We start from the raw sequence: 16,772 nt of genomic DNA, 5'->3' as shown, positions 1-16,772 counted from the left end.
CGGAAACCGTGGAGGCATGCTTCTCCAGACCCCCCACGCTCCGGCCACCGCCCCCGCGCCGCCGGCGTTCGCCTGGCGCACGGTCGCCCCCATCGCGGGCGCCGTCGTGGTCACCCTGATGACGATGAGCCCGTGGTACGGCTACCACCGCGACGAGCTCTACTTCCGCCTGCTCGGCCAGACCCCCGCCTGGGGGTACTTCGACCAGCCCCCGCTCACCCCGCTCCTGGCCCGGCTGTCCACGGAGCTGTTCGGGGACACCATCGTCGGCCTGCGGGTCGTCCCCGCGCTGTGCACGGCGGCGCTGATCCTGCTCGGCGCCGCGATCACGCGGGAGCTGGGCGGCCGGGCGGGCGCGCAGACGCTCGCCGCCGCCGGCCTCGGCACCGGGATGTTCCCCCTGCTCGCCGGGCACACCCTGCTGACCCAGTCGGCCGACTTCGTGTTCTGGACGGCCTGCCTGCTGTGCGCGGTGCGGGCGCTGCTGCGCGGCGACGGGCGGTGGTGGGTGGCGGCCGGCGCGGTCGCCGGGGCCGCCACGTTCAACAAGCACCTCATCGTGCTGCTGGTCACCGGGCTGGCCACCGGCCTGCTCATCACCGCCGGCCTGGCGGTGAAGGGGCCGCGCGCCGTCTTCGCCGACCGGTGGTTCTGGTCCGGCGCGCTCCTGGCCGCCGTGATCGCCGCGCCGAACGTGCTCTACCAGGCCGTCAACGGCTGGCCGCAGCTCACCATGGCCTCCGTGCTCAGCGAGCCGCTGAACCGCGTCATGTTCCTGCCGATGCTGGTGGCGCTGCTCAGCATGGGGGCGTTCGCCATCGCCGTGGCCGGGTGGCGCTGGTTGTACCGGCGGCGGGAGACCCGGTCGCTGGCGATCGCGGCCCTGGTGACGATCCTGCTCGGCTGGGTGTCGGGCGGGCGGGCCGACTACGTGGCGGGCAGCCTGGTCTTCGCCTTCGTGGCCGGCTGCGTGCCCGTCACCGCCTGGATGGAGCGCCGCGCCGCCCGGCGGCGGGCGGTGTGGGGCGGGCTGCTCGGCGCCTCGACCGTCGGGATCGCCGTGGCGCTGCCCCTGCTGCCGCTGCCGGCGCTCACGTACTCGCCCAACGAGGTGTCCAGGGAGTCGGTGGGCTGGCCGCGCTTCGTCTCCCAGGTGGCAGCGGTGCACCGGACGCTGCCGCCGGGCGCGGTCGTGCTCACCTCGAACTACGGCGAGGCCGGCGCGCTGGACCGGTTCGCGCCGCACATCCCCGTCCACAGCGGGCACAACGAGCTGTGGTACCAGGGACCGCCGCCGGAGACGGCGCGGGCCGTGGTCGCCGTGGGGCTGCCGCCGCACCGCCTGCGGGAACGCTTCGCGCACTGTGAGCCCGCCGGGACCATCGACCACGGCACCGGCGTCGTGAACGAGGAGCAGGGCCTGCCCCTGACGGTCTGCTCGGGGCCGCTGGCCCCGTGGACGACCACCTGGCCGGACTATCGGCACGCGAGCTGAGGAGCGATCATGAGCACCGTCCTGGTCATCACGCCCACCTACGCTCGGGCGCCGTCTCCGGCGGGGCGCTCAGCCTGCGGTACGCCGACTGCGGCTGGTTCGGCAGCGACGTCCACACGAACCTGTCCGCGTACACCCATCTCCTCATCCGCATCAAGGGCGCGGCCGGAGGCGAGCAGAGCCACTTCCACCTCGCCCTCGGCGGGGTGACCAAGGTCTTCGGCGACTTCACCCTCGACGGCGGCGGCCGTCCGGCCCTCACCACCGCCTACCGGGACATCAGGATCCCCCTGGCCGACAACGGGATCGACCGCGCGTCGCACTGTCGCAGCAGCCCCGCCCGCACCGCGGCGTCGAGCGGGCGGGGCGCCTGCGCGTACGGCACGCCGGCGCGCCGCATCGCGGCCCTGATCGATCGGCTATGAGACGGGCTCCCGTTGCGGGTCGGGCGCCGAGGTCAGGCTGCTCCTGAACCTGCCCACCATGGTCATCGCCAGGGCCAGCAGGAACATGGGCGTGCCCAGGACGAGCAGCGCCACGTACGACTCCACCCGGCCGACCAGCAGGGTGGCCAGCAGCGGCCCGATCGCCACCGCGCTGTAGCTGCCCAGGCGGGACACCCCGACCACCCGGGCGACCCGGTCGGCGGGCACCCGGCTCAGCACCGTGCGCAGGGTGACGTTGCTCAGGCCGCCGGCGAGCCCGACGACCAGCAGCGCCAGCGCGAAGGAGAAGGACACCTGGGCCAGCGCCAGCGGCAGGGCGAGCGCGGCCGCGCACGCCCACAGGTGCACCAGCATCATGGAGCGCTGGCGGTGGGCCAGCCCCAGCCAGCCCACCAGCGAGGCCGCCCACTCGCGCCGGGACGCCTTCTCCTCGATGCGCCGGGAGATGCGCTGGCGCTGGGGCGAGATGAACGCCCCGATGATCCCGCCCACGCCGGAGAAGGCCAGGATCACGCCGGCCAGGGCCGAGGGCAGCCCCTGCTCGGCCGCCTCCGACAGGAACACCACGATCAGGCCCTGGACCATGAGGTTGGTGAAGGCGGTGATGAGCGTGGCCGACCTGAGGAAACGGTGGTGCCACAGCTCGCCCAGGCCCGCCCGCATGTCACGCAGCAGCGGCACCCGCCGCCGGCCCCTGCCGCCGTCGTCCGGCCGCAGCCGGGCGAGCAGGGCGGCGGCCGAGAAGAACATGAGCGCGTTGGCCACGAAGGGGACGATCGGCTTGAGCCCGAACAGCAGCCCGCCCAGCGGCCGGCCGGCCAGCACCATGCCGTGCACGGAGGTCTCGTGCATGGCCAGGGCGGTCTCGACCGTGCCGGGCTCGACGGTGGTCGGGATCAGCGCGGTCTCGGCGACCGAGGAGCTGACCGACAGGGCGCCCTCCAGCAGGGCGATGACGACCAGATGGGAGATCTCCAGCGTGCCCAGCGCGATCTCGGCGCAGAGCACCGTCATCAGCAGCACGCGGGCGGACTCGCTGCACACCATCACCCGGCGCGGGCCGAGCCGGTCGGTGATCGCCCCGGCCGGGATGTACCAGAGCAGGCCGGGCACCGTCGAGGCGAACATCACCCCGCCGATCCAGGCGGGTGACTCGGTCAGGGTGAAGGCCAGGAGGGGATAGGTGACGCCGACCATCCGGCTGCCGAGCATCGAGACGGTCGAGCCCATCCACGACCACCGAAAAGGCGGATGATCGCGCAGAAGCTCTGCGAAACGCCTGATCTGCTGCACGCCCGCCGCCACGGCTCGCGAGGTTCGGACGTGGGCGGTGTTCGCGGCGGATCGGCGCACGGACGGGAGCCGAGGCACGCTCAGAGAATAGAGCACCACCAGTCCCGCCCATGCCGGAGGACGTGAGGCGGGACATCGGAGTTTCCCCAAAAAAGCATTGCATCGGCATCCTGCGGTGATCGGCTTTCGCTGTCAGCCGGGGCGGCAGCGGGCGGCGGTGGCGGGCCGGCGGAGCGGGGGTCAGGAGCCGCGGGGGGTCAGGAGGCGCGGGCGTCGTGGAGGACGCGGGCCGCCTCCCGCTCGTACGAGCCGCGGGAGGCCAGCACCACCAGGCCGCCGAGGACCATGGGCACGATCAGCGCGTACATGGCCACGAGGAGGGAGCCGGTGGCGTCGGAGGTCATGCCGACGATGAGGGGGCCGAAGGCGACGCCGACCGTCAGCAGGAACTGCAGGACGGCGAAGCCGACGCCGCGTGACCTGGCCGCGACCACGTCGGCGATGCAGGCCGTGCACGTGGGGATCGCGGTGGCGGAGATCGTGACGGCCGACAGCACGAGGATCACCAGCGCCACCGGAGAGCTCATCAGCAGAGCGACGCCGAGCAGCGTCGAGCCGATGGCGATGCCGGAGCCGCCGACGAGCAGCCGGCCGCCCTGAACCCGGCCGTGCAGGTGCTTGCCGAGGTAGGAGCCGATCGTGGTGCCGGCCAGCACGCCGACGATGGTGACGCCGCCGCTGATGCTGCTGGCCACGCCGGTCTCCATGCCGAAGACGCGCACCATGAGGGACGGCAGCCAGAAGTAGACGCCGCCGAGGCCAAGGGTGAGGATCATCACGCCGAGGGAGACGAGGACGAGGGTGCGGATGGCCAGCACCTGCCGCACCTGCGGCCAGAAGGGCGGCTTCCCGCTGTCCCCCGGGATGGGCATGGGCGTGGCCGTGGGCGTGGGCGCGGGCGGGCCGGCCTGCGGCGCTTCCGTGGCGTCCGGGGGCGGAGCCTGCCGTGGCACGGTGGCGGCGGTGGGGGAGGCGTTGGCGGACGCGTCGGCGGCGGCGGTGGTGTCGGTGGTGGTGTCGGTGGTGGTGGCCATGATCTTGTCGATCTGGCCGCGCTGCGGCTCGCGCAGCCGCCAGACGAGGATGGCGGTCAGCGCTCCCGGGATCGTCATCAGCAGGAACGCCGCCCGCCAGCCGAACGCCTGCCCGATGACGCCGCCCAGCAGGGTGCCGACGCCGCCGAGGTAGGTGGTCATGCGCGTCCAGCCGTACACCTGCATGCGGGTCGCGGCGGGGTAGAAGTCGGCGAGCAGGCTGCCGACGGCGGGGTTGTCGATGTTCTCGGCGGCGGCGAGCAGGACCCGCATGAGGTAGAAGACGGCGAACCCGGCGGCCAGGCCCGAGCCGAGGGTGGCCAGGGCCCAGCAGAGCACCACGACGGCGATGATTCTGGTACGGCTGTACCGGTCGGCGAGGTAGCCGGCGGGCAGCGCGACGAGGGCGGCGGCCAGCGCGGCGGCGGTGGGGATGGAGCCGGCCGCGGTGTCGCTGAAGCCCCATTCGGCCTGGATCAGCGGCAGCACGCCGGCCATCAGGTTGGCTTCGATGCGATCGACCATGCCGACGACGAACAGGACGACGAACGGCCCCCAGCCGAAGGGGTTGGGATCGGTCGGGCTGATTCCGCCGGGCGGCGGGGACCCGAGCCGGCGGCGTTCGCGGGTGACGGCTTTCACCATGACTTTCTCCTCCGCGGTAGGTGCCCCCGGATGGTGCCTCGGGTGTGGAAGCCCCCAGAACACGGTTCTGGAACAGCGTTCTAGAGAGAGTGTCGTACATCACACTGCGTTGCGCCAGGGGGAAGTCACGCCTTGTGTGACCGCTGCCGGCGGGAGCGTCCGGGCCCGGCTGGTGGGAGGTGTGTTCGGAGGGCGATGCCGGGGGTAGCCGGAGGCCCATGAGCAGTCCTGATGAGAACGAGGCCAAGACCGACACCAAGCCGCTGCTCGACGCGGCCCGAGCCGGCGAAAGGGGCGAGCGGGCCGGGAACGAGCCGCGGCATGCCGGCCAGGCGGCCATGGAAGAAGCGCTGCGGCGCTCCGGCCGGACCGCCGAGGATCTCACCGCCCCGGACCAGGGCGACGACGACCGTCCGAAGTGACCTTCCGCCGGCCGGGCCAGGCTCGCTGACGGCCCCCGGCCCAGCCGTCGCGTGACAAGGGACGGGCGAGCCGGATTCCCGGACGGGCTGACCCGTCGTCACATTTGCGCGGGACGGCGGAGTCAGGTTCGGGGGCGGTCCGGCCCGCCGTCGTGGGCGGCCAGGACGGTGGCGACCGCCGCCAGCACCTCCTCGGGCGTGATCGCGAGCAGCGCCGGGTCGGGGACGTGCGTCAGCACCTCGCGTTCACCCGTGCCGTGCCAGAGAGCGGCGTGCACGGGCTTGCGCGGAGGGCCCCAGATCCGGGGCGACGCGGGGCCGAACAGCACCACGGAAGGCCGTTCGTAGGCGCTGGCCAGGTGGGCGACGCCGGTGTCGCCGCTGACCACGAGCGCGGCCCCGTGCACGAGCGCGATCAGCTCGTCGAGCGTGGTCCGGCCGGCCAGGCACGCGCCGCCCGGCAGGCCGGCGGCCGCGGTCACCCGGGCGGCCAGGTCGCGTTCGGCCGGTGACCCCGTGACCACCACGTCGTGCCCGCCCGCGGCGAGTGTCCGGGCGACGGCGGCGAACCGGGCCGCCGGCCAGCGCTTGCTGCCGTGCGCGGCGCCGGGATGCACGATCGTGGCTCCCGGCCTCGGGCTGGAGAGCGGCGGCGGGGCGAGCAGCAGGTCGGCTTCGTCCGGTTCCGCCCCGGCCCACCGGACCAGGCGACACCACCGGGCCACCTCGTGCTCCGGCTCCTGGAGGCCGTCGGAGCCGACAGGCCCGGGAGCCGGGAAGGCGGCCGATCGGGATGACGGGTCTGGCTCGCGGGGCGTGGTGATGTCCGGGGCAGGCTCGTGGGGCGTGGTGATGTCCGGGGCAGGCTCGCGGGAGGTCGTGAGGTCCCAGGCGGGCTTGCGGGGGGTGGTGACGTGCGGGGCGGGGCCGTGGGTGTGGCCGGCCTCGGGGCAGGCGAACGCGGTCAGGCGGCCGGGGCGGGTGGCGAGGAGCGCCCGTACGCTGTGGGGCAGCACCCCGTGCAGGTCGACGGCGATCTCCGGGGCGTGGACCGGCGGCGGGCTGAGGTCACGGTGCGGCACGATCGCGTCGACGGCGCCGGTGAGCGCGGCGATGGGGCCCAGCGCGGGGTTGGTGGCCAGGAGCAGCCGGTGCCCGGCGTGGTGACGGCGGAGCGCCCGCAGCGCGGGGACGGCGACCAGCAGGTCCCCGAAGTTGAGGGCGCGCAGCACGAGCAGGGTGGGCGGGTCCGGGTGAGCGGGCACAGGACCGAGCGTATCCGCAGGTCAGGACGATCGCCGGGAGGTCGGCCACGGTTTTGGCGCCCGGTGGCGGGGTACCCCTCGACCGTGCTCGACCCATACGCTCCCGAGACGCGCCACCTGCTTGCCCTTCACGGGTTCGTCCTCTGGGGGCGGAGCGCGCGTCGCCGGTCCCGGCGGGGTGTCGTGGAGCGGTCATGGGGGTGAGCGGGATCGTCGGCGGCGTGCGGCGGATCGCGGCGCTGCGTGCCAACGCGCTCGGCGACTTCGTGCTGGCACTGCCCGCCCTGGAGGCGATCAAGAACGCGTACCCCGACGCCACGCTCACGCTGCTCGGCAGGGAGTGGCACGCCGCCTTCCTGGAGGGCCGGCCCGGGCCGGTGGACGAGGTGATCGTGCTGCCGCCGATCACCGGCGTGTCCACGTCGGAGGGCGGGCACGAGGCCCCCGCCGGGCTGCTGGCGCGGCTGCGGGAGCGCCGGTTCGACCTGGCCGTGCAGATCCACGGTGGCGGACGGTACTCCAACCCCTTCGTGCGCGCGCTCGGCGCGGGGCTGACCGTGGGGCTGCGCACTCCGGAGGCGGAGCCGCTCGACCGGTGGGTGCGGTATTCGTACTTCCAGCACGAGGTCCTGCGTTACCTGGAGGCGGCGGCGCTGGTCGGCGGGCGTACCGACCGGGTGGAGCCGTCCGTGGCGCTGACCGCGCGCGACGAGGCGGAGCTGGCGGCGCTGGGGGAGCTGCCCGCCGGGCTGGTGGCGCTGCATCCGGGCGCCACCGACCGGCGCAGGCAGTGGCCGCCGGAGAGCTTCGCCGCCGCCGCGGACCGGCTCGGCCGCCCCGTCGTGATCACCGGCTCCGAGGCGGAGCGGGACCTGGTGGCCAGGGTGGCGGGCGCGATGCGGTCGCCCGCCCTGCCGGTGGTGGGCGCGCTGAGCATCGGCGGGCTGGCGGCCCTGTACGCCCGCTGCGATCTCCTGATCTCCAACGACACCGGCCCGCGTCACCTCGCCGCGGCCGTGGGCACCGCCACCGTGGTCATCTACTGGTGCGGCAACCTCATCAACGCCGGCCCGCTCACCCGCCACCGGCACCGGCCCCTGATCTCCTGGACCGCCGCCTGCCCGGTCTGCGGCGCGAGCGGGCTCGACCTGGACGTCGAGCGGTGCGAGCACGACCCGTCCTGGGTGGCCGACGTGCCGCTGGACGCCGTGGTGCGCGAAGCCGAGGACATCATGGGCACGGCGAGCTGAGCACGCGGCCGGAATCGCCCCACCGGCCGGAATCGCCCTGCCGGCCGGAATCGCCCTGCCGGCCGGAATCGCCCTGCCGGCCGGAATCGCCCTGCCGGTCCGAGTCGCCGCGCCGGACGGCGTTACGCGGAGACGGGCTCGCGGCGCAGCGCGACCGTGGAGGCGACGGCCGCGAGGAGCCAGATCAGCGGCCCGGACGCCCCGCCCACCGGATCGACGTGGCCGGGCCGGACCATCAGCGCCAGGAACGCGACGTCGACGACGCCGAGCGTGACCAGGTTGAGCCAGTAGCCGCGGCGGCTGTTGAGCCGGTTCATGGTCAGGGCGACGGTGATGGCCTGGACCCCGAAGACGGCGGCGCACACGAAGAACATCAGGCTCTCGGCGGCGGCCTCACCCGCCGGAGGGCCACCCGACACGCCCGCCACGATCATGGCCGCCCCCAGCCCCAGGTGCAGCAATCCCCATAACCCGTACAGCGCCGCGGCGACGGCCGACCAGTTTCCCTGTGCGATAAAGTGTTTCACATCGTGAAAGGTACACGACGGAAACTGAAGGTGGGCATGGCGAGCAGCGCGGGTTCCCAGGAGAACGATGGCGCGGCCGAGGCGTTGGACGCGGTCCGCGAGCTGCACGCCGCGCACGGCGCCCTGCTGGAGTCGGTGGCGGGACGTTACGGTCTCAACCACAACGACCTGCGCTGCCTGGAGATCCTGCAGCGCGAGGGGGAGCTGCGCGCCCAGCGCCTCGCCGGGCTGAGCAACCTCAGCCCGGCGGCCATCACCAAGGTCGTCGACCGGCTCGTGGCGGCGGGGTACGCGGTCAGGCGGCAGAGCGCCACCGACCGCCGGTCCCAGGTGATCGGCCTGTCGGACGGTCACGCGGAGCTGCGGGCCGCCACCTGGGAGCGGGTCCGCGCGGACGCCATCGCCGTGCTGGACGACGTTCCCGACGCCGAGCTGCGGGGCTTCGTCCGCCTGCTGGGTCGATTGGCCGAGGTGAACCGGGCGCACGCGCGGCGGCTGTCCGCCGGCCCGCCCGACCCGGCCACGGAGTGACCGACGGCTCGCCGCCGACGCCGGCCGCGCATCGGCCGCCCAGCCGCCTCCACCCTCTGTACTACGCGGGCCCCATGAAGGAGCAGGCCCGGCTGCGGTGCGGCCCCGGCTAGCGGGCGCGGCGCACGGACAGCTCGGCGTCCGGTCCGGTCCGGCCACCGTAGGTGGCGATCTTGTATTCGATCGCCGCCAGGGAGAGGGTCAGCTCGCGGAGCTGGCGGCGTACGGTGTCGCGATGTTCGAGCAGGATGTCGAGCCGCTCGGGAACCGTCCGCTCACCGTCGTCGACGAGCGAGACGTAGTGCTGGAGGTCGCGCATCGGCATCCCGGACAGCCGCATCCGGGTGAGGAACACCAGGCGCCGCACCGCGTGGGTGTCATAGACGCGGTGGCCGTTGCCGTCGCGGGCCACCTCGATCAGCCCGGCCCGCTCGTAGTAGCGCAGCGTGTGGGGCGAGATGTCGAGCAGGTCGGCGACCTCGGCGATCGTCATCGCCTCGGGCACGTCGGCCACGTCGGCGAGGCGGTGGATCGCCTCGACCGACAGCGGGCCGTCGGCGCCGAGCGATTCGAGCGCCCTGGCCATCAGGTCGTCGGTGGTCATGACAATCAGCCTAGATCGGACGCACCGATGCGGGGACACCTGCGAAGTCGGCGCCGCGGGCGGTCTCGGCCCACCGCTCGATCTCCTCCAGGCCACGCCGGTGGACGCCCGAGATGCGCTCGACCGCCTCGCGCCCGAGCGGCAGCCGCAACGGCACCTCATCGGCGTGCGCGAGGGAGACGATGATCTCGGCGGCGCGGGCCGGGTCGCCTTCCTGGCGGCCGTCGGTCCCGGCCATGTCAGCGCGCACGCGGGCGAGCACGTCACGGTAGACCTCGGACACCTCGGTGAACTCCAGCACGTCGGCGGCGTTGAAGCCGGTCCGGAACCGGCTGGGCTCGACGATCATGACCCGGATCCCGAACGGCGCGACCTCCCCGGCCAGCGCCTCCGACCAGCCCTCCAGGGCGAATTTCGACGCCGAGTAGGCCGATACGCCGGGGAACGACATGCGCCCGCCCTGGCTGCTCATCTGCACGATCGTCCCGGCGCCCCGTGCGCGCATCGCGGGCAGCGCGGCGCGCACGAGCGCGGCGGGGCCGAACAGGTGCAGGTCCATCAGCTCGCGCAGCTGCGCGTCGCCGACCTCCTCCACCGCGCCGACCACGGCCCGGCCCGCGTTGTTGACGAGGACGTCGAGGCCGCCGAAGCGATCGAGGGTGTCGCGTACGAGGCCCGCGGCCGCCGTGACGTCCCGGACGTCGAACTCCGCGACCATGCAGTCGTCGGGGTAGGCGTCCCGCAGGTCGGCCACGCTCTCGGGGCGGCGCACCGCCGCCACCACGCGGTCGCCCGCCGCGAGCGCCGATTCGGCCAGGGCGCGTCCGAGACCGCGGGAGGCGCCGGTGATGATCCAGGTCTGTGTCGTCATGACGGTGACGCTAGGCCTTGGAGCGCGCTCGAACGCAAACCCGCACGACCGGCGCCTGGCACTCTTCAGGCGGTGGCCGGTGTCGTGAGGCGGGCGTGCAGGCGGCGGGCCTGGCGGACGAGCACGGAGTCGCCGCGCCGGCTCGCCAGCTCGGCCACCACCGCCAGCTCGCCCCGGGCGTCGGCCCACTCGGCGACCTCCGCCGCGAAGCCGGCCACCTGCGTGTGCGCGCTCGTCGCCCGCTCCCCGGGCGCACCCGCGACGGGACCCGTGCCCCGGGTCACGCCCGTGGGGCGTCCTGCGGGAGGAGGGCGGTGGCGCGGGCGTGGAAGAGGGCGCGCTCGCGTTCGTTGCGGGTCAGCTCGGCGGCGCGGGCGAACTCCGCCGCCGCCTCCTCGTCCCGGCCCAGCCGGGCCAGCAGGTCGCCGCGGACGGCGGGCAGCAGCGGGTAACCGCGCAGCGCCCGCTCGTCCCGCAGGGCGTCGGCGATCTCCAGCCCCCGGGCGGGGCCGTGGGCCATGCCGACGGCGACCGCGCGGTTCAGCTCGACGACCGGTGACGGGGCGACGTGCGCGAGCAGGCGGTACAGCGCGGCCATCCGCTCCCAGTCGGTCGCCTCCGCGGTCAGGGCGCGGGCGTGGCAGGCGGCGATGGCGGCCTGCAGACCGTACGGGCCCAGCGTCCCCAGCTCCTCGGCGCGCCCCAGCGCGGCCAGCCCGCGGCGGACGAGCAGCCGGTCCCACCGGCTGCGGTCCTGGTCGAGCAGCAGGACGGGGCTGCCGTCGCGGGCGGTCCTGGCCGGGATGCGGGACGCCTGGATCTCCATGAGCGCCAGGAGCCCGTGCACCTCCGGCTCGTCCGGCATGAGCCCGGCCAGGATCCGGCCCAGCCGCATGGCCTCCTGGCACAACGACGGCCGGGCCCAGTCGTCGCCCGACGTGGCGGCGTACCCCTCGTTGAAGATCAGATAGATGATCTCCAGCACGGAGGCGAGCCGCGCGGGCAGCTCGGCGGGCGGCGGCAGCTCGATCCTGACCCGCTTGTCGGCGAGGGTGCGCTTGGCGCGGAAGATGCGCTGGCCGACGGTCGGCTCGGGGACGAGGAAGGCCCGCGCGATCTCCTCGGTGGTCAGGCCGCCCAGGAGGCGCAGCGCGAGGGCGAGCCGGCCCTCCGCCGGCAGCACGGGGTGGCAGATGGTGAAGATCAGCCGCAGCAGGTCGTCGCCGATGGGGTCGTCCAGCGCGTCGTCGAGGTCGTCCGCCGCCGCATCCTGGCGCAGCTCCAGGTCGCGTCCCACCTCCTGGAGCTTGCGCTCGTAGGTGTCGCGGCGGCGGAACTGGTCGATGGCGCGGTGCTTGGCGGTCAGCATCAGCCAGGCGCCCGGATTGTCGGGTACGCCCCTGCGCGGCCACTCTTCGAGGGCGGCCACCAGCGCGTCCTGCGCGAGCTCCTCCGCCAGCCCGATGTCGTGCACCATGCGGGCCAGGCCGGCGATGACCCGGGCGGACTCGATCCGCCACACCGCCTCCACCGCCCGGTGGGAATCGGCAACCGTCATGCGTCCTGAATACAACATCCGGCCGCGCGACGCGTCGCGCGGCCGGACGGGGAACGGAATCAGGCGGGCGGGGCGAAGTCCTCGGGGGCGAACAGGCGCAGCACGTCGGCCTCGCCCTCCCAGCCGGGCCACAGGTCACGGTGCAGCCGGACGAACCGGGAGGCCCATTCCACCGCCTCCTCCTTGCTCCTGACCTCGTAGATCGCGTAGCTGATCAGCTCCTTGGCCTCGGCGAACGGCCCGTCGGTGACGGCCAGCCGCCCGCCGGACACCTCGACCCTGGCCCCTTCCGCGCTGGGCGCCAGGCCGCTCTGGTCGAGCAGGGCGCCGGACTCGGTGGCCTGCTGCCCGAGCTTGACGATGGCCTCCATGAGGTCCGCCGGCGGCGGACCCTCGGGCTGGACGGTGACCTTCAGGGTGACCAGGTAACGCATGCTGTTCTCCTCAGGGTGACGCCGGTTCCTCCGGCCCTCTCGCCTACGCTGCGAACGGGAAGACGGCCATTCGACACACGCCGCGAAATCTTCTCAAGATTTTTTGGCGGGCGCCCGGAAGCGGGTGGGCGCCCCCGCCGTCTCAGGGGGAGAGGGCCCTCCCGCCGTCCCGGGGCGTTGAGGCGTCCGCCGGCGTCCGCGGGCCCACCGACCAGCTCCGGCGCGCGTTGAGCGTGGCGGGCTCGAACCCGGCCAGCTTCTTGTACCGCAGCGCGATCTCCTCGCGCTCGGCCAGCGGCATGACGTCCTCGATGTCGGCGAAACCGCCGGGGGCGCGCTCGTGCGTCAGCCGCAGGATGACCTCGGGCCCGTCGCCGCGGTTGGCCAGCACCACGTTGTTCGTCAGCGGTCGCCGCTGCTCCTCGTAGAACTCCAGGCCGAGACCGTTCGCCAGCGCGTAGGCCAGGACGCGGGCGTCGATGATCGCCTGGGTGCCGCCGTTGGAGCCCGTCGGATACATCGGGTGCGCCGCGTCGCCCATCAGCGTCACCGTCTCCGTCGACCAGCGCGGCAAGGGGTCACGATCGACGAGCGGGTATTCGAGCACCTGCTCCGCCGACGCGACGAGCGCGGGCAGGTCCAGCTCGTCGCAGTGCCAGCCCCGCACGTGGGGGAGGACCTTCGCCACGTCGACGGGCCGGTTCCAGTCGCCCGTGGTCACGCCCTCGACGTCCGCCCGCCGCTGGACGGCCCAGTTGACGAGCTGGACGCCGTCGCCGGAGGGCGGCGCGATGGGGTAGATGACGAGCTTCTGGGTGCTGTCGCCGACCATGAGCATGGACCTGCCGGTCATGAACGGCTTGGTGTACGTCGTGCCGCGCCACAACACGTCACCGCCGGGCAGCGGCTCGCCCTCGCCGGGGAACAGCGCCCGGCGGACGGCGGACCGGATGCCGTCGGCGCCGATGAGCAGGTCGGCGTCGTGGTCTAGGCCCGTGACGGGGGAGCCCAGCACGACCGCTCCGGGGCCGAGGCGCTCGCGTACCGCCTCCAGCAGCATCATCTGCAACCGGCCCCGGTGGATCGAGTACTGGGGCCACCGGTAGCCGGCGGCCAGGCCGCGCGGCTCGGACCAGATGCGCTGCCCGCGCGGGGTGAGGAAGGTCAGGTCGGCGGTCGCCACGCCGATCGCGGCCAGCCGGTCGCCCAGGCCCAGCTCGATCAGCTCCCGGATGGCGTGCGGGAGGATGTTGATGCCGACGCCGAGCGGGTGCAGCTCCGCCGCCGCCTCGTGCACGGTCACGTCGGTGATGCCGGCGGCGTGCAGGCTCAGGGCCGCGGTCAGCCCGGCGATGCCGGCGCCCGCGATGAGCACGCGGGGGGAGCCGGCTCCGCGCGGCGGGCGCGCCGTCACGAGTCGCCTTCCCCGGGCGTCGGGAGGGGGAGGGGTGAGGACGGGAGATCACACGGGTGGCGCCTGGGTCCTGGCATGAACGCTCCAGTGGAGGAAGACGTGTCGCGGGACGCACTCGGAGACACGGGAATCCTACGAGGCGACCCCCACTGCCGTCACGAGGGAACGCGCACGACCGCGCGCCGGGGCCGGAGCACCGGAGCCATCGTCACTGTCAGAGGCGGGTGAGGAGCTGCTGCATGCGGGCGATCTCGATGCGCTGGTCGGAGTCGACGTGGGTGGCGAACTGGTCGATCTCCGGCTCCAGGCCGCCCCGCTCGGCGTACAGGCGCTCCACCATCGTCAGCGCGCCCGTGTGGTGCTGGATCATGTACTGGTAGAAGAGCCGGTCGAACCGCTCGCCCTTGGCCGCCCTGAGCTCGGCGAGCTGGGCCTCGGTGAGCATGCCCGGCATGAGCCCGCCGCCCCCGCTCCCGTGACCGCTCCCGTGCCCGCCGCCGGAGTCCACGCTGGGCACCTGCTCCATGCGCTTGCTGAGCCAGCGCGCCATCAGATCGATCTCGTCCCGCTGGGAGACCTCGATGCGCTTGGCCAGCCGCGGCAGGTTCGTGCTCTGCGTACGCCCGGCGACCAGGCCGGTCATCTCCAGCGCCTGGGCGTGGTGGCGGATCATCCCCTGCATGAACCGCACGTCCGCCTCGGTGTAGCCGGTGTCGGGCTGCTGGATCTCGTCCAGCGGCACCACCCGGCCGCTCTCGCCGGGCCGCCCCGGCTGTACGACGGTCGTCGCCCGGGACTGGTCGGCCGTGCACCCGCTGAGCGCGGCGGCCACGATCAGGAACGAAGGGACGAGGAGGCGTGAGGAGATCATGGCGGGCGCTCGCTTCACACGCGACGTATCGGACCTACCCGGAAAACAGGACGAGATATAGCACAGTCCACGCAATTACTTTAATGTCCCCCATAACCGTCGTGCCGACTAGTGACGGCCCCGGCTGGACATCCAGGGCCGTACCGGGCTGCGGCACGGCGCTTCGGGTCACGCCGGAACACCAGAAGAGGAGGGGTGCGGCCCATGCGAAAGTTCAGCAGGGCACGACGTCGTGCCGGGTTACGCGGCCTGGCGGTCATCGCAGCGGGGGTGCTCTTAGCCGGATTGTCACCCACCGCCGCGGTGTCGGCCGAGCCGGCTCCGTCACAGGCGGACCCACGGGTGGGACTGGGCGCCGGATGGCTGGACGCCCAGCAGGCCGCCAGCGGGCTCAAGCTCGTGGGCCACCAGGACCGGCCGGAAGGCTTCTACCAGGCCGACAACCCGGGCAACCTGGCCCTGGCCAACTCCGACCTCGCGTTCTCCGGCAAGTACGCGTTCGTCGGGAACTTCCACGGTTTCAACATCTACGACATCTCCAAGCCGTCCCAGCCGGCGCTGAAGACCTCCGTGGTCTGCCCCGGCGGCCAGGGAGACATGTCGGTCTACCGCAACCTGCTGTTCATGTCGGTCGAGGAGACCCGGGGCCGCCTCGACTGCGGCACCCAGGGCGCGCCCGGCCCGGTGAACCCCGAGCGCTTCCGCGGCGTCCGGATCTTCGACATCAGCGACATCTCCCGGCCCGTCCAGGTCGCCGCCGTGCAGACCTGCCGCGGCTCGCACACGCACAGCGTGGTGACCAGCAAGAAGGACCGGCGCAACGTCTACGTCTACGTCTCCGGCACCGCCGGCGTGCGCTCCGGCGACGAGCTGGCCGGCTGCGTGAACGCCCCGGCGACCGACGTCAACACCGCCCTGTGGCGGATCGAGGTCATCAAGGTCCCGCTGGCCGCCCCGCAGGACGCGGCGGTCGTCAGCCAGCCCCGCGTGTTCGCCGACCCGGCGACCGGCGCGATCAACGGCCTGCAGAACACGCCGCCCGCGCCGACGCACCCGTCCGGCGGACCCTGGGGCCCGCAGCCGGTCACCAGCGCCTGCCACGACATCACCGCGTTCCCGGCGCTCAACCTGGCCGCCGGCGCCTGCGCGGGCAACGGCATCCTGCTCGACACCACCGACCCGGCCAATCCGGTCCGGCTGGACGAGGTCTCCGACCCCAACTTCGCCTACTGGCACTCGGCGACCCTGAGCAACGACGGCAAGAAGGTCGTCTTCACCGACGAGTGGGGCGGCGGCACCGGCGCCCGCTGCCGGGAGACCGACGAGCTGTCGTGGGGCGCGAACGCCATCTTCGACATCGTCGACGGCAAGATGGAGTTCCGCAGCTACTACAAGATGCCCGCCGTGCAGACCACCACCGAGAACTGCGTCGCGCACAACGGGTCGCTGATCCCGGTGCCGGGGCGCGACATCATGGTCCAGGGCTGGTACCAGGGCGGCGTCTCGGCGGTCGACTTCACCGACTCGCGCAACCCCAAGGAGATCGCCTTCTTCGACCGCGGCCCGATCAGCGCCACCCAGCTGTTCACCGGCGGCATCTGGTCCGCGTACTACTACAACGGGCACGTCTACGGCTCCGAGATCGCCCGCGGCCTGGACGTCTTCGAGCTGACCCCGACCGCGGACCTCGCCAAGGAGGAGATCGCCGCCGCGGCCAAGGTCAGGTATGACGTGTTCAACCCCCAGCACCAGCCGCAGGTGGAGCACCGGCCCAGCTTCGAGCTGGTCCGGGCGCACCAGGTGCAGGCGGAGCGGGCCGGCACGATGCACCGGCACGTCGCCGTCGCGGTGGACAGGCTCATCGACTCGGCCGAGCGGCTGGCCGGTCGCGGGCTGGAGCGGATCGCGGCGGTCGAGCTGCGCGCCGCCGCGCGGCTGCTCAGGTCCTCCGACCCGGCCCAGGCCACGCTGGCCGGATCGCTCAAGGACCTGTCCAGGGCGCTGAGGTAGCGGCGGCCCGCGAGGGCCGCTCCCCCTCCGGGGATCGCACCG

At 73.5% G+C, this 16,772-nt stretch carries 17 protein-coding genes; 6 read left to right on the top strand and 11 right to left on the bottom strand.

Features of this window, described 5'->3' with window-relative positions; genetic code table 11:
* Window positions 1–16: 16 nt before the first annotated feature.
* Both IO39_RS37690 and IO39_RS37685 read left to right on the top strand, forming a co-directional pair.
* Window positions 17–1,495, top strand: a complete 1,479-nt coding sequence (locus IO39_RS37690) for an ArnT family glycosyltransferase (RefSeq protein WP_043634218.1) — start codon at window positions 17–19, stop codon at window positions 1,493–1,495.
* Window positions 1,456–1,920 (top strand): hypothetical protein, encoded by a 465-nt coding sequence (locus IO39_RS37685; RefSeq protein ID WP_043634215.1) that lies wholly within the window; start codon window positions 1,456–1,458, stop codon window positions 1,918–1,920. The genes IO39_RS37690 and IO39_RS37685 overlap by 40 nt, the downstream gene beginning before the upstream one ends.
* Here the strand turns inward: IO39_RS37685 and IO39_RS37680 are convergent.
* Window positions 1,915–3,234, bottom strand: a complete 1,320-nt coding sequence (locus IO39_RS37680; protein ID WP_281200356.1) for an MFS transporter — start codon at window positions 3,232–3,234, stop codon at window positions 1,915–1,917. The genes IO39_RS37685 and IO39_RS37680 overlap by 6 nt on opposite strands.
* Window positions 3,235–3,491: 257 nt before the next feature.
* On the bottom strand, window positions 3,492–4,973 hold the full coding sequence (locus IO39_RS51365; RefSeq protein WP_052423879.1) for an MFS transporter: 1,482 nt from the start codon (window positions 4,971–4,973) through the stop codon (window positions 3,492–3,494).
* A 218-nt stretch (window positions 4,974–5,191) separates the two neighbouring features.
* Between IO39_RS51365 and IO39_RS37670 the strand changes: the two genes are divergently transcribed.
* Entirely contained in the window at window positions 5,192–5,395 is a 204-nt protein-coding gene (locus IO39_RS37670; RefSeq protein WP_043634208.1) for a hypothetical protein, read from the top strand.
* A gap of 122 nt (window positions 5,396–5,517) precedes the next feature.
* On the opposite strand, the gene IO39_RS37665 is transcribed toward IO39_RS37670, so the two are convergent.
* Window positions 5,518–6,660, bottom strand: a complete 1,143-nt coding sequence (locus IO39_RS37665) for a glycosyltransferase family 9 protein (RefSeq protein ID WP_043634205.1) — start codon at window positions 6,658–6,660, stop codon at window positions 5,518–5,520.
* A 194-nt stretch (window positions 6,661–6,854) separates the two neighbouring features.
* On the opposite strand from IO39_RS37665, the gene IO39_RS37660 reads away from it, so the two are divergent.
* Entirely contained in the window at window positions 6,855–7,910 is a 1,056-nt protein-coding gene (locus IO39_RS37660; protein WP_043634202.1) for a glycosyltransferase family 9 protein, read from the top strand.
* 122 nt (window positions 7,911–8,032) lie between these two features.
* On the opposite strand, the gene IO39_RS37655 is transcribed toward IO39_RS37660, so the two are convergent.
* On the bottom strand, window positions 8,033–8,437 hold the full coding sequence (locus IO39_RS37655; protein ID WP_211267305.1) for a hypothetical protein: 405 nt from the start codon (window positions 8,435–8,437) through the stop codon (window positions 8,033–8,035).
* 36 nt (window positions 8,438–8,473) lie between these two features.
* On the opposite strand from IO39_RS37655, the gene IO39_RS51360 reads away from it, so the two are divergent.
* Window positions 8,474–8,968 carry a MarR family winged helix-turn-helix transcriptional regulator gene (locus IO39_RS51360; RefSeq protein ID WP_052423878.1) on the top strand — a complete coding sequence of 165 codons (495 nt, stop codon included), beginning with the start codon at window positions 8,474–8,476 and terminating at the stop codon, window positions 8,966–8,968.
* Between the two features lie 109 nt (window positions 8,969–9,077).
* Here IO39_RS51360 and IO39_RS37645 read toward each other — a convergent pair whose 3' ends face one another.
* From IO39_RS37645 to IO39_RS37615, 7 genes are all read right to left on the bottom strand, one after another.
* Window positions 9,078–9,572, bottom strand: a complete 495-nt coding sequence (locus IO39_RS37645; protein ID WP_043634199.1) for a MerR family transcriptional regulator — start codon at window positions 9,570–9,572, stop codon at window positions 9,078–9,080.
* A gap of 10 nt (window positions 9,573–9,582) precedes the next feature.
* The gene (locus tag IO39_RS37640; protein ID WP_043634196.1) at window positions 9,583–10,443 is read right to left on the bottom strand and encodes an SDR family NAD(P)-dependent oxidoreductase; all 861 of its coding nucleotides are present in this window, start codon (window positions 10,441–10,443) and stop codon (window positions 9,583–9,585) included.
* A gap of 65 nt (window positions 10,444–10,508) precedes the next feature.
* The gene (locus IO39_RS37635; protein ID WP_043634194.1) at window positions 10,509–10,727 is read right to left on the bottom strand and encodes a hypothetical protein; all 219 of its coding nucleotides are present in this window, start codon (window positions 10,725–10,727) and stop codon (window positions 10,509–10,511) included.
* Entirely contained in the window at window positions 10,724–12,001 is a 1,278-nt protein-coding gene (locus tag IO39_RS37630; RefSeq protein WP_043634191.1) for an RNA polymerase sigma factor, read from the bottom strand. The genes IO39_RS37635 and IO39_RS37630 overlap by 4 nt, the downstream gene beginning before the upstream one ends.
* 59 nt (window positions 12,002–12,060) lie before the next feature.
* Window positions 12,061–12,435, bottom strand: a complete 375-nt coding sequence (locus IO39_RS37625; protein ID WP_043634188.1) for a YciI family protein — start codon at window positions 12,433–12,435, stop codon at window positions 12,061–12,063.
* A gap of 142 nt (window positions 12,436–12,577) precedes the next feature.
* Window positions 12,578–13,849 (bottom strand): flavin-dependent oxidoreductase, encoded by a 1,272-nt coding sequence (locus tag IO39_RS37620; RefSeq protein ID WP_052423877.1) that lies wholly within the window; start codon window positions 13,847–13,849, stop codon window positions 12,578–12,580.
* Window positions 13,850–14,063: 214 nt separating this feature from the next.
* A complete protein-coding gene (locus IO39_RS37615; RefSeq protein WP_043634186.1) occupies window positions 14,064–14,720 on the bottom strand; it encodes a DUF305 domain-containing protein in 657 nt (218 codons plus the stop codon).
* A gap of 204 nt (window positions 14,721–14,924) precedes the next feature.
* On the opposite strand from IO39_RS37615, the gene IO39_RS37610 reads away from it, so the two are divergent.
* Window positions 14,925–16,730 carry an LVIVD repeat-containing protein gene (locus IO39_RS37610; RefSeq protein WP_043634183.1) on the top strand — a complete coding sequence of 602 codons (1,806 nt, stop codon included), beginning with the start codon at window positions 14,925–14,927 and terminating at the stop codon, window positions 16,728–16,730.
* Window positions 16,731–16,772: the final 42 nt, after the last annotated feature.

It is taken from the genome of Nonomuraea candida (assembly GCF_000725485.1).
Lineage (GTDB): Bacteria > Actinomycetota > Actinomycetes > Streptosporangiales > Streptosporangiaceae > Nonomuraea > Nonomuraea candida.
The sequence above is the reverse complement of the archived record's forward strand: the minus strand, read 5'-3'. Positions and strand labels throughout refer to the sequence as shown.

What these genes read in the sequence shown, in the direction of transcription:
- IO39_RS37645 (WP_043634199.1), bottom strand. Translation starts at nt 9,572, where the DNA reads ATGACCACCGACGACCTGATGGCCAGGGCGCTCGAATCGCTCGGCGCC.
- IO39_RS37610 (WP_043634183.1), top strand. Translation starts at nt 14,925, where the DNA reads ATGCGAAAGTTCAGCAGGGCACGACGTCGTGCCGGGTTACGCGGCCTG.
- IO39_RS37630 (WP_043634191.1), bottom strand. Translation starts at nt 12,001, where the DNA reads ATGACGGTTGCCGATTCCCACCGGGCGGTGGAGGCGGTGTGGCGGATC.
- IO39_RS37625 (WP_043634188.1), bottom strand. Translation starts at nt 12,435, where the DNA reads ATGCGTTACCTGGTCACCCTGAAGGTCACCGTCCAGCCCGAGGGTCCG.
- IO39_RS37615 (WP_043634186.1), bottom strand. Translation starts at nt 14,720, where the DNA reads ATGATCTCCTCACGCCTCCTCGTCCCTTCGTTCCTGATCGTGGCCGCC.
- IO39_RS51360 (WP_052423878.1), top strand. Translation starts at nt 8,474, where the DNA reads ATGGCGAGCAGCGCGGGTTCCCAGGAGAACGATGGCGCGGCCGAGGCG.
- IO39_RS37640 (WP_043634196.1), bottom strand. Translation starts at nt 10,443, where the DNA reads ATGACGACACAGACCTGGATCATCACCGGCGCCTCCCGCGGTCTCGGA.
- IO39_RS37660 (WP_043634202.1), top strand. Translation starts at nt 6,855, where the DNA reads ATGGGGGTGAGCGGGATCGTCGGCGGCGTGCGGCGGATCGCGGCGCTG.
- IO39_RS37690 (WP_043634218.1), top strand. Translation starts at nt 17, where the DNA reads ATGCTTCTCCAGACCCCCCACGCTCCGGCCACCGCCCCCGCGCCGCCG.
- IO39_RS37670 (WP_043634208.1), top strand. Translation starts at nt 5,192, where the DNA reads ATGAGCAGTCCTGATGAGAACGAGGCCAAGACCGACACCAAGCCGCTG.
- IO39_RS51365 (WP_052423879.1), bottom strand. Translation starts at nt 4,973, where the DNA reads ATGGTGAAAGCCGTCACCCGCGAACGCCGCCGGCTCGGGTCCCCGCCG.